Below are 14,831 nucleotides of genomic sequence, written 5' to 3' on the forward strand. Positions count from 1 at the left end.
AACATAGCATATGAACCGATTTTATATGCACTCGTTTCATTTTAAAAAACCGCCTTGAATGTTAATTCTCAGCGGTTTCGATTTGCTTTTTTAATTTTTTACAGAAAATAAGGTCAACCGATTCCCTCAATGTATGAAAAAAACATTTTATCTTATGCCAACCTCATATAAGTTACTACCAGAAGTTGACATAGGAAATCCCGAACTTGATGAAGGTCAGCTAAAAAATGAAACTCCAAACGTTCTTAAGGATCCGGTGAAATACAAAATCGTAATTTTCCCTTATGGAATAATATGTACGAAGTAGTTCATGTTTTGTAAATTATAGATTATAACAGCTCAAATGTTTCTTCAATTTGGATGGATCCTTCGACAGATTGTGCCATAGAACAGTTTTGATGTACCAGTTCAATCGATTTCTCTATTTTTTTCGTGTCTAATTGATCTCCTTTAATGAGATAGTGTAAATGAATCTTTTCTATGCGATTTGCCTTTTTTTCATCTCGTTCGACTTCTACTTTAATTTTCATATCATCAATAGGGATCCGTTTTTTTTCAAGGATTTTTCGGAGCACTCCGCCGCTACAAACTGCTATAGCAGAAACCAGTAATTGATACGGACGAAAACCATGTTTTTCATCCCCAGCGATATGAAGTTCACCATATGGAAGATTCGTTGTAAAGCCTACTTCTTTCATATGAAATTCCATTGCAACCACTCCTTTTATTTCCTTTCTTTCATTTTACTCGTCTATTTTCAACATTACCAATTTGATGTATTCTTGTGAAAGGAAATTTTTCAATAAAGGAGAAGGGACATGGGCCATTATCGTTTTTGGATTTTAATAGGAGTTGTTTTAATTTCAGGATTTAGTCAAGGTATGCTATTACCCGTTATCGCAATTATCTTTGAAAATGGGGGCATTTCTTCATCATTAAACGGCTTGCACGCAACCGCACTTTATATAGGAATTTTAATTGCTTCCCCATTTATGGAAAAACCGTTGCGAAAATACGGTTATAAACCTGTCATTATCATAGGAGGAGCGATTGTTATTGTTTCCTTATTTTTGTTTCCACTTTGGAAATCCTTCTTGTTTTGGTTCGTATTACGTTTATTGATTGGAATTGGTGATCATGCCCTACATTTCGGAACCGAAACGTGGATCACGTCCTTTTCTCCCATTGAGAAAAGGGGACGTAACATATCGATCTATGGACTATCTTTCGGATTAGGATTCGCATTGGGACCATTAATGGCTCCGCTTGTAGAAATGAATGAATCCTTACCATTTATCCTTTCAACTGGTCTATGTTTCACTGCTTGGTTGTTTTTGTTTTTCATTCAAAACGAGTTCCCAGAAGATGAGATTGGTATCCAATCGGTTACATCTACTTTCCAACGTTTTCGTCAGGCGTTTAAATATGCTTGGGTAGCATTTTTACCCCCATTTGGATATGGATTTTTGGAAGCCTCTTTAAACGGGAGTTTCCCTGTGTATGCACTAAGGATTGGATTTGACGTTTCTACCGTATCCATCCTACTCACCTCCTTTGCCATCGGTGGTATCGTTTTTCAACTTCCCCTTGGTATGATGAGCGACAAATTCGGAAGGAAACGGGTGTTACAAATTATTTTATTTTTTGGAGGCGTTTGTTTTCTTTTTGCAGGCGTATTTGAACACGCAATTCCGATCGTCATCATGTTGTTATTTATTGCGGGGATGTTTGTCGGATCGACCTTTTCACTAGGGATTAGTTTTATGACCGATTTAACCCCTAAAAATTTATTACCGACTGGAAATTTGCTTTGTGGAATAGCTTTTAGTTTTGGCAGTCTCATTGGTCCTTATACTAGTGGAATTATCATTCAATATTTCGAACAAATTCGCTTCTTTTCCATTGTAAGTTTTATGTTATTTATTATTTTCATCGTTGTCATGTTCACGAAACAGAAGGAGAGCATGGGGAAAAGAATTTCTATTTTCCGGTCATAAACGATGAGCAAATTTCACCATCGTAGGTTTGAATCGCCCATCTGGAACTGTTTCCTTTTCGTTCTAAACCTCCCCGATTTTCCATATATTTTTATTGGACGGGCAAGGGAGGGATTTGATGAAGAAATGGTGGATTTTTTTTGGCTTCCTCTTTGTAGTGATATTCATCCTTTATCTAAAAAGGGATGATCTGTTTTGGCGTGAAACATGGAATGCGTGGAATCTCCCGTTAACAGGGAGGATTATTTATATCGATCCGGGGCATGGAGGTCCGGATGGGGGAGCGGAAAAAGAGGGAGTGGTAGAAAAGGACATTGCCCTTTCCATTTCAATGAAATTACGCGATTACTTGGAACAACAAGGTGCTTTTGTTTTGTTAACTCGGGAAAAAGATTCGGATTTGGCTGATGAAGATCTTCAAGGATTAAGTCGAAGAAAGGTTCAAGATTTACATAGGAGAGCGAAGTTAATTAACGAATCGGAAGCTGATTTGTTCATCAGTATACATTTAAATGCCATTCCATCACCCAAGTGGCGGGGTGCACAAACCTTTTACTACCCGAGATATGTGGAAAGTGAAATCGCTGCAACATTGATTCAAGAGGAATTGATTGATAATTTACAAAATACGGATCGGAAGGCGAAATCGATTACGAATGTTTATTTAATGAAGGAAGTGAAAAAACCTGGTGTTCTTGTGGAAACCGGTTTCTTATCCAATCCGGAAGAAAGGGAACTTTTGAAAAATGAGGACTATCAAGAAAAAATCGCCATATCCATTTACGAAGGAATTATGCGTTATTTTTCTAATGAAAGGGAACAATGGATGAATGAGGAAGATCGGGAGTAAAAAGATTAAATCTTTGTCATTTTAATGAATAGCATAGGATTTTTTGTAAAATTCATTTTTTAATGGAACATATAATTTCTGTAAATATTGAACTTGTTTTATAATTAGGGTGAATTCTATTTTGTAAAAGGTGGAGAGGAAATGATTACAGAAGCAGAAGTTCGCAATCTTTTAAAAAAAATGGAAGACCCTTTTTTACACAAAACATTAGAAGAAACGAATGGCATTGTAGAGATAAAAATAAATGAAGAGAAAAAACATGTAAGCGTAAAAGTAGCAATCGCCAAGACGGGAACAAGTGAACAAGCTCAATTGCAAATGGATATCGTCCAAGCTTTGAAAAATGCAGGAGCGGAAACGGTTGGGCTTCGATTTACCCAATTACCCGATGAAGTCATTGAAAAATTCCGTCCGACAGGAATGGTGGATCCTGGAATCTGGCCCGATCCGAATACTCATGTAATCGCTATCGCCAGCGGTAAAGGTGGAGTGGGAAAATCAACCGTTTCTGTCAATTTGGCTGTTTCTCTAGCTCGGCTTGGAAAGAAGGTTGGATTAATCGATGCGGATATTTACGGATTTAGTGTACCGGATATGATGGGTATAGCTGATCGACCAGTTGTTCGTGGTGATAAAATCATTCCTGTCGACCGGTTCGGTGTCAAAGTCATTTCTATGGCATTTTTTGTGGAAGAAAATAAACCAGTTATTTGGCGTGGGCCAATGTTAGGGAAAATGTTGACGAGCTTTTTCAGAGAAGTAGAATGGGGCGATTTAGATTACTTATTGCTCGACTTGCCTCCGGGAACGGGTGATGTCGCATTGGATGTACATCAAATGTTACCATCCAGTAAAGAAATTATCGTTACAACCCCCCATCCGACGGCGGCATTTGTAGCAGCCCGCGCAGGAGCTATGGCTGTACAAACCAATCATAAAATTATTGGAATTATCGAAAACATGGCCTATTTTGAATCGAAAACGACCGGAGAAAAAGAATACGTTTTCGGTCGAGGTGGCGGTGAAAAATTGGCGGAAGAATTGCAAGTTCCCCTTTTAGGAAAAATTCCACTCGATCAACCTTATTGGGATGAAGATGAATTTGCCCCTTCCGTTTATCAAATAAAACATAAAATTGGAAAAATTTATTTTAACATTGCAGAGAAAATGGTTGATTTGTTGGAAGGGAAGGAAGAAAAAAGAAGTCCCTTTGAAAAGAGGGAATCGTAACACAGTTTCAAAAAGGCCGGCCTAAAGGATGATGACGTATCCTTTTTGCCGGTCGTTATTTTTCCATGAATAAGACGTGCCTAATGTTGCCTTTATTTCCCCCTGCTTTGTCTTTAAGCCCCCCCATTTTCTTCACTCTCACCTGAGTCAGTTTTTTCATTGGCGGCTTTCAATAAAATTTCTTCAATTTTTGCTTGGTAAAGAGGGCTTTCCAATGTTTCTGTAATAAGATCTTTTAAATATTGGCGATACTCCTGGCTTTTTAACAAATCCACAATTTCCTTTTCTAAGGCTGGGTCTTGAAGCACTTCAATTAACATGGCCCGATATTCGGGATCTGCCATTAGCTTTTTTAATAAATTTTTGTTTTCATCTTCCATACTTTGTGCATAAACTTTAACAAATTCTCCATCTTCAAAGGACTTTTTCCAAAACTCCTTTCCCTTTTCAGAAAGGAGAGTACCTTCGATCGACTGGGCTACGATTGCACTATCGAGTACGAGTTCTTGCTTTAGTTCATCGTCCGCTAATACTTCTTTCAGTGCTTTTTTCCCGTCATCTGTTTTTAAAATATCGATAACCATATCTTTCGTTTCATCATAGGGCGTTTTTCCGCTTTCCCCGTCAACGGTTGAACAACTTCCGATTATCGGGAGGATTACGAGGAGCCACAAAAAGTATTTCACCTTCATATGTTACGTAACGCTCCTTTCACAAAGCAAACAAATCGCTTTTTATTGTTAGGATGGATGAATTGGTCGGAATTATTCTTTCGTGCGAAAATGTAGATTTTTCATACTTCAATTGGTAAAATCAAAAAAGGTAGTTGAAAGCAGTATCAATGGATAATACGTCAAAGGGAAACAGAAAGTGAATTGCATTTGATGGGGGATCGATCGTGAATACGAAAAATTGGGTGAAATTTTTTTTACGGACATTGTTCATTGGGGGAATCGTTACAATCGTTACCGGCTTTATTGTTCAATGGGAGAAGTATGAGGTCTTTTTCACAAACTTTGATATGATAGAAATTCTTTCAATCGCTGTTTGGCTTATGGGGGTCGGATTTATTTTTGCCGTTTTAAGTCAAATGGGTTTTTTCGCCTATTTAACACTACATCGAATTGGTTTAGGTATTTTTCGATCATATTGGAATTCTGTCCAATGGGTTCTTATTGCATTTGTCCTTTTTGATTTAGTTTATTTTCGATATCGTGCTTTCGCCGAAGATCAGGATCCTCTTTGGCCATATGTACTCGTTGCTGTATTAATCTTTTCCGCAGGACTGGTCGTTGCGTATTTAAAAAGCCTTCAGTCGGATCGACGAACCTTTATCCCCGCCTTGTTTTTTATGGTCGTCGTAACGGTGGTGGAGTGGGTTCCGGTGTTACGGGTAAATGATACTGATTGGTTGTATTTAATGATTTTCCCATTGTTCATATGTAACGCGTATCAGTTATTAACGTTACCGAAGTTTTTACAAAAGTCAAAGGAAGAACGAATACGTGTCCAAAGAAAAAAAGAAGTAAAGGCGTGATTTTCGATTAGTATCGTGTTGGAAAGGGGCAAAGCTGAAAAGCCCCTTTTTTATGGTCTAAGAGATTAGGCTAATGAACTTCCTTTGTATTTACTTTTCCTTCTGCAAGCATTTCTGTCACCGTAACAAATTTCGCTGTTTTGTTTTGGAGCGTATCAATGATTTTCGGTAGCGCTGCTGCCGTTTGAATAGCCGAATCCGATGCGTGCAAAAGGATGATATCGCCTTTTTGTGCCGATTCTATACTTTTAACGATGGCGTTGACCCCGGGGTGTTTCCAATCGTTTGTATTTATACTCCAATGGATAACGGTGAAGCCATGTTGTTCAGCTATTTTTAAAAACCGCTTATCATAATGTCCGTTTGGTGCCCGTACGATTTTTTTATAGTGTATCCCTAATTTTTGAAAAACCTCTTCAGCTTTTAAAAGATCTTTACGAATTTCCTCATCCTTTATTTCTTCATAGTCTAAATAATTATATCCTAAAAGCCCTATTTCAAAGCTTGCTTTACTAATCTTTTCTACAATATGAGGGTGACTTTCCGCCCATGATCCAGATAAAAAGAATGTGGCGTCTTTAATTTTGTGTTTTTCTAAAATAGCAATGATCTTTTCGGCAATTTCATCTCCCCAACTTATATTAAAGGTTAAGGCGATTCCTTCCTTTCCTTTAAAAAAAGCTTTCGGACCATCATCAGTGGAAAAGGTGGCTATTGGAACGTTTTGAATGTACAGAAACCATGCTGTAACGAGGGCAGTTAATACAATCGTCACGAAATTTTTAAGCCTCTTTCCGTTTATTACGAAAAAATAATTCAACATCATCACCTCAAGATCGGTCTTGTCTACCAAAATGTATGCCTCGGAAAATCTCGGTATGACAAAAGTTTTCATAAATAATGGTATGAAATTCTTTTTACCATTCATAATAAAAATAAATGCAGGTTTCTTTGGAAAGTATAAACTAACAGAGGGGTGAAATGATGCTCGGTTTATTAATTAGCAATAAAGAAAAGGAAGAGATCATCTATATATTAAAAAGAGAAATGGATGAATTACTTTATGATTTAAGGGAAGGGCGATTGAATTCGAGTGTAAAAAAAGCGATGGAAGAACGTTATCAAATCCTATTCCATTTGTTGATTCGACTGGTACCACCTAATGAATGTGCCGCTTATGTAAGGAATCGTCCAAGAAAAGATGTAATGAAATAAACAATATATATAGGAATCCTAATTTAGAAAAATATATCCGACTCCATTTTACGATAATTCTCGAAAAACATTCCTACCGTTCCGTTTTTGCGCAGTATGCATGTTCCTGAATAACAGGGAGAATTAGAAAAAAAGCGATTGGTCTATGAGATAAATGATCATTAAAATTTGATCGTATTAACTTCCCCATAGGAGTATAGTCAAATTAGTGATTCCCCAATTAAATTGCTCCCCTAAATGAATAATTAATAAAATTCAACCCCCTTTTAATTTCCTTTATTTTACAATGAATGATTTAAGTTTTTTTCCCTTTTGAAAAACGTGAAATAGATAAGAAAATGGGAATGAAATGGTAAATATAACCGTTTGATAGAAGAGAGACAAGGGAACCATTTCTATTTACATTTGATAGCAACTTTTCTCCAACGAAAAGGGCAACCTCTTTAAAATAAAGTTTATTTATGATAAACTTAGGTAGAACCAAAGATAAACCATCCTTTTTCTCTAAATCAAGGGTTGTCTATGGTTCTCCTTTTTTCGTTGTATTTAATTTTATAAAGAAATTATTGTAAAAAATATATTGACCATGATAAAAAAATCTGGTATATTATAATTCGTCGTCAAAAGAAGATACATGGACGGCAAAAATAAATAAAAAAATTGTTGACATAATCAACAAAAGATGATATATTAAAAAAGTCGCTCAAATGAAGAGTTGACTAAAATTGAACCTTGAAAACTGAACAAGACGAAGCGTATAAATATTGAGCAATCAAACTTTTTTGGAGAGTTTGATCCTGGCTCAGGACGAACGCTGGCGGCGTGCCTAATACATGCAAGTCGAGCGGACTTTTAAGGGGCTTGCCCTTTAAAAGTTAGCGGCGGACGGGTGAGTAACACGTGGGTAACCTGCCTAGAAGATCGGGATAACTCGTGGAAACGCGAGCTAATACCGGATAGGTTCTTCCTTCGCATGGAGGAAGAAGGAAAGTCGGTTTTGCCGACGCTTCTAGATGGGCCCGCGGCGCATTAGCTAGTTGGTGGAGTAAAAGCCTACCAAGGCGACGATGCGTAGCCGACCTGAGAGGGTGATCGGCCACACTGGGACTGAGACACGGCCCAGACTCCTACGGGAGGCAGCAGTAGGGAATCTTCCGCAATGGACGAAAGTCTGACGGAGCAACGCCGCGTGAGCGAAGAAGGTCTTCGGATCGTAAAGCTCTGTTGTCGGGGAAGAACAAGTACGGTAGGAAATGACCGTACCTTGACGGTACCCGACGAGAAAGCCACGGCTAACTACGTGCCAGCAGCCGCGGTAATACGTAGGTGGCAAGCGTTGTCCGGAATTATTGGGCGTAAAGCGCGCGCAGGCGGTCCTTTAAGTCTGATGTGAAATCTTGCGGCTCAACCGCAAGCGGTCATTGGAAACTGGGGGGCTTGAGTGCAGAAGAGGAAAGCGGAATTCCACGTGTAGCGGTGAAATGCGTAGAGATGTGGAGGAACACCAGTGGCGAAGGCGGCTTTCTGGTCTGTAACTGACGCTGAGGCGCGAAAGCGTGGGGAGCAAACAGGATTAGATACCCTGGTAGTCCACGCCGTAAACGATGAGTGCTAAGTGTTAGAGGGTTTCCGCCCTTTAGTGCTGTAGCAAACGCATTAAGCACTCCGCCTGGGGAGTACGGTCGCAAGACTGAAACTCAAAGGAATTGACGGGGGCCCGCACAAGCGGTGGAGCATGTGGTTTAATTCGAAGCAACGCGAAGAACCTTACCAGGTCTTGACATCTCCTGCCAACCCGAGAGATCGGGCGTTCCCTTCGGGGACAGGATGACAGGTGGTGCATGGTTGTCGTCAGCTCGTGTCGTGAGATGTTGGGTTAAGTCCCGCAACGAGCGCAACCCTTGAGATTAGTTGCCAGCATTCAGTTGGGCACTCTAATCTGACTGCCGGCTAAAAGTCGGAGGAAGGTGGGGATGACGTCAAATCATCATGCCCCTTATGACCTGGGCTACACACGTGCTACAATGGATGGTACAGAGGGCAGCGAAACCGCGAGGTGAAGCGAATCCCAAAAAGCCATTCTCAGTTCGGATTGCAGGCTGCAACTCGCCTGCATGAAGCCGGAATCGCTAGTAATCGCAGATCAGCATGCTGCGGTGAATACGTTCCCGGGCCTTGTACACACCGCCCGTCACACCACGAGAGTTTGCAACACCCGAAGTCGGTGAGGTAACCCGCAAGGGGGCCAGCCGCCGAAGGTGGGGCAGATGATTGGGGTGAAGTCGTAACAAGGTAGCCGTATCGGAAGGTGCGGCTGGATCACCTCCTTTCTAAGGATAATACATGAACGAATGACGCTTCGTCTTGTCAGTTTTGAGGGTTCAACCTTCCGGTTGGAAGGCCGGATGAACTCCTCGATGGATTTTGTTCCTTGAAAATTAGATAAACGTAAGGCAAAACAAAACCGAGTAACGCGTTCAATTAGGTTAAGTTAGAAAGGGCGCACGGTGGATGCCTTGGCACTAGGAGCCGATGAAGGACGGGACAAACACCGATATGCTTCGGGGAGCTGTAAGTAAGCGTTGATCCGGAGATTTCCGAATGGGGAAACCCACTGTTCGTAATCGAACAGTATCCTTATTCGAAAGAATAAGGAGGGCAGACCCGGGGAACTGAAACATCTAAGTACCCGGAGGAAGAGAAAGCAAATGCGATTCCCTGAGTAGCGGCGAGCGAAACGGGAACAGCCCAAACCAAGGGGCTTGCCCCTTGGGGTTGTAGGACACTCAATGTGGAGTTACAAAGGAACGGAGTAGATGAACCGGTATGGAAAGGCCGGCCAGAGAAGGTAACAGCCCTGTAGTCGAAACTTCGTTTCCTCCTGAGTGGATCCTGAGTACGACGGGACACGGGAAATCCCGTCGGAAGCAGGGAGGACCATCTCCCAAGGCTAAATACTCCCTAGTGACCGATAGTGAACCAGTACCGTGAGGGAAAGGTGAAAAGCACCCCGGGAGGGGAGTGAAAGAGAACCTGAAACCGTGTGCTTACAAGTAGTCAGAGCACGATCATGTGTGATGGCGTGCCTTTTGTAGAATGAACCGGCGAGTTACGATCTCATGCGAGGTTAAGGGAAACCGGAGCCGTAGCGAAAGCGAGTCTGAATAGGGCGAAAGAGTATGAGGTCGTAGACCCGAAACCAGGTGATCTACCCATGTCCAGGGTGAAGGTAAGGTAACACTTACTGGAGGCCCGAACCCACGTACGTTGAAAAGTGCGGGGATGAGGTGTGGGTAGGGGTGAAATGCCAATCGAACTTGGAGATAGCTGGTTCTCTCCGAAATAGCTTTCGGGCTAGCCTCAAGCGAAGAGTCTTGGAGGTAGAGCACTGTTTGGACTAGGGGCCCTCATCGGGTTACCGAATTCAGATAAACTCCGAATGCCAACGACTTATGCTTGGGAGTCAGACTACGAGTGCTAAGATCCGTAGTCGAGAGGGAAACAGCCCAGACCGCCAGTTAAGGTCCCAAAGTATACGTTAAGTGGAAAAGGATGTGGAGTTGCCGAGACAACCAGGATGTTGGCTTAGAAGCAGCCATCATTTAAAGAGTGCGTAATAGCTCACTGGTCGAGTGACTCTGCGCCGAAAATGTACCGGGGCTAAACGTATCACCGAAACTGCGGATGGACACTTGCGTGTCCGTGGTAGGAGAGCGTTCTAAGGGCATCGAAGCCGGACCGGAAGGACCGGTGGAGCGCTTAGAAGTGAGAATGCCGGTATGAGTAGCGAAAGAAGGGTGAGAATCCCTTCCACCGAATGCCTAAGGTTTCCTGAGGAAGGCTCGTCCGCTCAGGGTTAGTCGGGACCTAAGCCGAGGCCGACAGGCGTAGGCGATGGACAACAGGTTGATATTCCTGTACCACCTAGGATCCGTTTGAGCAATGGAGGGACACAGGAGGATAGGGAAAGCGCGGTGATGGATATCCGCGTCCAAGCAGCAAGATGGAGGAAGAGGCAAATCCTTTTCCTCACACATCAAGCTGTGATGGGGAGGGAAATGAAGTACCGAAGTTCCCGATTTCACACTGTCGAGAAAAGCTTCTAGCGAGGATTCGGGTGCCCGTACCGTAAACCGACACAGGTAGGCGAGGAGAGAATCCTAAGGTGAGCGAGAGAACTCTCGTTAAGGAACTCGGCAAAATGACCCCGTAACTTCGGGAGAAGGGGTGCTTTTTGGGGTGCATAGCCCTGAAAAGCCGCAGTGAATAGGCCCAGGCGACTGTTTAGCAAAAACACAGGTCTCTGCAAAGCCGTAAGGCGAAGTATAGGGGCTGACGCCTGCCCGGTGCTGGAAGGTTAAAAGGAGAGGTTAGTGGCAACACGAAGCTTCGAATTGAAGCCCCAGTAAACGGCGGCCGTAACTATAACGGTCCTAAGGTAGCGAAATTCCTTGTCGGGTAAGTTCCGACCCGCACGAAAGGCGTAACGATCTGGGCACTGTCTCAACGAGAGACTCGGTGAAATTATAGTACCTGTGAAGATGCAGGTTACCCGCGACAGGACGGAAAGACCCCGTGGAGCTTTACTGTAGCCTGATATTGAATTTCGGTGCAGCTTGTACAGGATAGGTAGGAGCCGTGGAAGTGGGAGCGCCAGCTTCCATGGAGGCGTCGTTGGGATACTACCCTGGCTGTATTGAAATTCTAACCCGCGAAGTGGAATCGCTTCGGGAGACAGTGTCAGGTGGGCAGTTTGACTGGGGCGGTCGCCTCCTAAAAGGTAACGGAGGCGCCCAAAGGTTCCCTCAGAATGGTTGGAAATCATTCGCAGAGTGTAAAGGCATAAGGGAGCTTGACTGCGAGACGGACAGGTCGAGCAGGGACGAAAGTCGGGCTTAGTGATCCGGTGGTTCCGTATGGAAGGGCCATCGCTCAACGGATAAAAGCTACCCCGGGGATAACAGGCTTATCTCCCCCAAGAGTCCACATCGACGGGGAGGTTTGGCACCTCGATGTCGGCTCATCGCATCCTGGGGCTGTAGTCGGTCCCAAGGGTTGGGCTGTTCGCCCATTAAAGCGGTACGCGAGCTGGGTTCAGAACGTCGTGAGACAGTTCGGTCCCTATCCGTCGCGGGCGTAGGAAATTTGAGAGGAGCTGTCCCTAGTACGAGAGGACCGGGATGGACGCACCGCTGGTGTACCAGTTGTCCCGCCAGGGGCATCGCTGGGTAGCTATGTGCGGAAGGGATAAGTGCTGAAAGCATCTAAGCATGAAGCCCCCCTCAAGATGAGATTTCCCATATAGCTTCGGCTATAGTAAGAACCCTCGAAGATGACGAGGTTGATAGGTCCGAGGTGGAAGCACGGTGACGTGTGGAGCTGACGGATACTAATCGTTCGAGGACTTAACCAAATGAGCGCATACGGCTATTGCCTTACGTTATCTAATTTTGAGGGAATGAAAATTTCCTCTTGCAAAACAACAAAAACTGTGTATAATAATATTTGTTGTAAAACGAAAGTCCGGTGATGATGGCGAGAAGGTCACACCCGTTCCCATCCCGAACACGGAAGTTAAGCTTCTCAGCGCCGATGGTAGTTGGGGGCATCCCCTGCGAGAGTAGGACGTTGCCGGGCGAATCTAGTTCTAATTTTTAGGACAGTGATTTTCAATCGGATGATTAGAATGGAAATTCCTCATTCCGCAGTAGCTCAGTGGTAGAGCAATCGGCTGTTAACCGATCGGTCGTAGGTTCGAATCCTACCTGCGGAGCCATGCTTCCATAGCTCAGTTGGTAGAGCACTTCCATGGTAAGGAAGAGGTCATCGGTTCGAGTCCGATTGGAAGCTTATATTGGGGCCCCTTGGTCAAGTGGTTAAGACACCGCCCTTTCACGGCGGTAACACGGGTTCGAATCCCGTAGGGGTCATATTTTTGGAGGATTAGCTCAGCTGGGAGAGCACTTGCCTTACAAGCAAGGGGTCGGCGGTTCGATCCCGTCATCCTCCATCATTTTAAATCTTTTAATAAACAAATACCCATTGCCGACTTAGCTCAATTGGTAGAGCAACTGAATCGTAATCAGTAGGTTGCGGGTTCAAGTCCTGCAGTCGGCATTTTTTGTTGAAATTGGAGGGGTAGCGAAGTGGCTAAACGCGGCGGACTGTAAATCCGCTCCCTCAGGGTTCGGCGGTTCGAATCCGTCCCCCTCCACCATTTTGGGCCATAGCCAAGCGGTAAGGCAACGGACTTTGACTCCGTGATGCGTTGGTTCGAATCCAGCTGGCCCAGTTGATCCAAAGCATAGTGATTTATTACACTTACCTTTTGGTTCAAATGGATTCATCCATATTTAACAGATATTGAGATATGAAATTCGTAATTAGATGAGTAATTATATTTTTATTGTGAGCCATTAGCTCAGTCGGTAGAGCACGATTGATACACATCGAAGAAAAAGCTTCAGCGTACCGATCGAGCTGCTACTTGAAAAACAAACTGAGATCGGGACGTCGTAGATGCCAAAGTATTAAGCAAGAAACGACAATATGTACCAATAATTATTACGAGCCATTAGCTCAGTCGGTAGAGCATCTGACTTTTAATCAGAGGGTCGGAGGTTCGAATCCTCCATGGCTCATTTGTTTTTTATAAATGGAGTTTCAGTATATTAAAGTATTTAAAAGCTTGTATTTCTTATAAAAAGAAATACAAGCTTTTTTATGGTAAGGTTTTTTGTTTAAATCATCGGTGTAATCGTGAAATATTCAATGGTAATGACTGTTTGATTTAATATGAGATAGTCAATGCATATTTATTCAAAATTATGTCGAGTTGAGTCATTATTTGAAAGCGGATACAATGTAAATATCTATAAAAGAAGGGGGAGATCTCATGGGGAAAAAAACAATTTCTGTAGTTGGCGTACCGATGGATTTAGGGCAAAGTCGCCGAGGTGTGGATATGGGACCATCAGCGATACGGTACGCAGGGGTTATAGAAAGACTAGAAAAATTAGGCTATGAAGTCAAAGATATAGGTGATATAGAAATTGAGCACGGAAAAATGATAAAAGATGAAAAAAATGGCATCCGAAATTTGAAGTCGGTTGTGGATGCAAATAGAAAATTAGCTAGAACCGTTGAGGAAATTATGAAGGAAGGTTCTTTTCCCCTCGTTTTAGGAGGCGATCATAGCATTGCGATTGGAACGATTGCTGGTGTATCAAAGTTTTATAATAACTTAGGTGTCATATGGTATGATGCTCACGGAGATTTAAATACATCGGAGACGTCACCATCAGGCAATATTCACGGAATGCCACTGGCAGTAAGTTTAGGGTTAGGGGAGCCAGAATTAGTAAATATTGCTGGGTATGCACCGAAATTAAAATATGAAAACATCGTCATTATCGGTGCTAGGTCTTTGGATGAAGGGGAAAAAGAATTAATAAAAGAAAAGGGAATTAAGGTGTATACGATGCATGAGGTGGACCGATTGGGCATGTCTACAATAATCGAGGAAACAATCCATTATTTAAAAGAGAGAACCGACGGAATTCATCTCTCTTTCGATTTAGATGCCCTTGATCCAATTTATGCTCCGGGGGTGGGCACACCCGTTGTAGGTGGAGTTAGTTTTAGAGAAACTCATTTAGCCTTGGAAATGCTGGCGGAAGAAAATCTTATTACATCTGCTGAATTTGTTGAGGTTAACCCGATTCTCGATGAAAGAAACAAAACAGGATCATTGGCAGTGGATCTTATCGGTTCATTGTTTGGTGAACGCATTTTATAAAAAAATATTTTTACTTGCATGATAAGTGCAGTACTTTCCGTTATACCAAATGCTCAAATACCTTTTAAACATAAACGAAAAAATGTTCTCTGATATCAGGGGGCATTTTTTTCATTATATGTAGAATAATACTTTTATGATGAGTTTATCATCAAATTCCAATTGAATTGGTGTCATATCAAATCAAATACAAAAATCAAAAAT

The 14,831-nt window shown here is 42.6% G+C and carries 9 protein-coding genes, 8 tRNA genes and 3 rRNA genes; 17 read left to right on the forward strand and 3 right to left on the reverse strand.

Features of this window, described 5'->3' with window-relative positions; genetic code table 11:
• Window positions 1-329: 329 nt before the first annotated feature.
• Window positions 330-710: an OsmC family protein gene (locus OE105_RS12990; protein WP_275420573.1), complete on the reverse strand. Its 381-nt coding sequence runs from the start codon at window positions 708-710 to the stop codon at window positions 330-332.
• A gap of 108 nt (window positions 711-818) precedes the next feature.
• Between OE105_RS12990 and OE105_RS12995 the strand changes: the two genes are divergently transcribed.
• The 3 genes from OE105_RS12995 (at window position 819) to OE105_RS13005 (ending at window position 4,077) form a co-directional block, all read left to right on the forward strand.
• The gene (locus OE105_RS12995; RefSeq protein WP_275420574.1) at window positions 819-1,997 is read left to right on the forward strand and encodes an MFS transporter; all 1,179 of its coding nucleotides are present in this window, start codon (window positions 819-821) and stop codon (window positions 1,995-1,997) included.
• Window positions 1,998-2,115: 118 nt separating this feature from the next.
• On the forward strand, window positions 2,116-2,847 hold the full coding sequence (cwlD, locus tag OE105_RS13000; RefSeq protein WP_275420575.1) for an N-acetylmuramoyl-L-alanine amidase CwlD: 732 nt from the start codon (window positions 2,116-2,118) through the stop codon (window positions 2,845-2,847).
• A 420-nt stretch (window positions 2,848-3,267) separates the two neighbouring features.
• A complete protein-coding gene (locus OE105_RS13005) occupies window positions 3,268-4,077 on the forward strand; it encodes an Mrp/NBP35 family ATP-binding protein (RefSeq protein WP_420842605.1) in 810 nt (269 codons plus the stop codon).
• A 113-nt stretch (window positions 4,078-4,190) separates the two neighbouring features.
• Here the strand turns inward: OE105_RS13005 and gerD are convergent, their stop codons facing one another.
• A complete protein-coding gene (gene gerD, locus OE105_RS13010) occupies window positions 4,191-4,769 on the reverse strand; it encodes a spore germination lipoprotein GerD (protein WP_275420577.1) in 579 nt (192 codons plus the stop codon).
• Between the two features lie 206 nt (window positions 4,770-4,975).
• On the opposite strand from gerD, the gene OE105_RS13015 reads away from it, so the two are divergent.
• On the forward strand, window positions 4,976-5,614 hold the full coding sequence (locus OE105_RS13015) for a KinB-signaling pathway activation protein (RefSeq protein ID WP_275420578.1): 639 nt from the start codon (window positions 4,976-4,978) through the stop codon (window positions 5,612-5,614).
• Between the two features lie 70 nt (window positions 5,615-5,684).
• Here OE105_RS13015 and OE105_RS13020 read toward each other — a convergent pair whose 3' ends face one another.
• Window positions 5,685-6,389 carry a polysaccharide deacetylase family protein gene (locus tag OE105_RS13020; protein ID WP_338030913.1) on the reverse strand — a complete coding sequence of 235 codons (705 nt, stop codon included), beginning with the start codon at window positions 6,387-6,389 and terminating at the stop codon, window positions 5,685-5,687.
• A 209-nt stretch (window positions 6,390-6,598) separates the two neighbouring features.
• Here OE105_RS13020 and OE105_RS13025 point away from each other — a divergent pair, with 209 nt between their 5' ends.
• The 13 genes from OE105_RS13025 (at window position 6,599) to rocF (ending at window position 14,627) form a co-directional block, all read left to right on the forward strand.
• On the forward strand, window positions 6,599-6,829 hold the full coding sequence (locus OE105_RS13025) for a hypothetical protein (RefSeq protein WP_275420579.1): 231 nt from the start codon (window positions 6,599-6,601) through the stop codon (window positions 6,827-6,829).
• Window positions 6,830-7,608: 779 nt separating this feature from the next.
• Window positions 7,609-9,159 (forward strand): 16S ribosomal RNA (locus OE105_RS13030).
• Window positions 9,160-9,313: 154 nt separating this feature from the next.
• Window positions 9,314-12,242 (forward strand): 23S ribosomal RNA (locus OE105_RS13035).
• A gap of 109 nt (window positions 12,243-12,351) precedes the next feature.
• Window positions 12,352-12,466 (forward strand): 5S ribosomal RNA (gene rrf / locus OE105_RS13040).
• Together the 16S, 23S and 5S rRNA genes with 8 tRNA genes alongside form the textbook arrangement of a ribosomal RNA operon.
• A 64-nt stretch (window positions 12,467-12,530) precedes the next feature.
• Window positions 12,531-12,605: transfer RNA gene (locus tag OE105_RS13045), tRNA-Asn, on the forward strand.
• Between the two features lies 1 nt (window position 12,606).
• Window positions 12,607-12,679: transfer RNA gene (locus OE105_RS13050), tRNA-Thr, on the forward strand.
• An 8-nt stretch (window positions 12,680-12,687) separates the two neighbouring features.
• Window positions 12,688-12,759 (forward strand) — tRNA-Glu (locus OE105_RS13055).
• A gap of 7 nt (window positions 12,760-12,766) precedes the next feature.
• Window positions 12,767-12,839 (forward strand) — tRNA-Val (locus tag OE105_RS13060).
• Window positions 12,840-12,873: 34 nt separating this feature from the next.
• Window positions 12,874-12,946, forward strand: a tRNA-Thr gene (locus tag OE105_RS13065).
• Between the two features lie 15 nt (window positions 12,947-12,961).
• Window positions 12,962-13,046 (forward strand) — tRNA-Tyr (locus OE105_RS13070).
• A gap of 3 nt (window positions 13,047-13,049) precedes the next feature.
• Window positions 13,050-13,121, forward strand: a tRNA-Gln gene (locus OE105_RS13075).
• A gap of 276 nt (window positions 13,122-13,397) precedes the next feature.
• Window positions 13,398-13,470 (forward strand) — tRNA-Lys (locus tag OE105_RS13080).
• Window positions 13,471-13,724: 254 nt separating this feature from the next.
• Window positions 13,725-14,627 carry an arginase gene (gene rocF, locus OE105_RS13085; protein WP_275420580.1) on the forward strand — a complete coding sequence of 301 codons (903 nt, stop codon included), beginning with the start codon at window positions 13,725-13,727 and terminating at the stop codon, window positions 14,625-14,627.
• The last annotated feature ends 204 nt before the right edge of the window (window positions 14,628-14,831 follow it).

Source organism: Fervidibacillus halotolerans, from assembly GCF_026547205.1.
Classification (GTDB): Bacteria; Bacillota; Bacilli; order Bacillales; family Caldibacillaceae; genus Fervidibacillus; species Fervidibacillus halotolerans.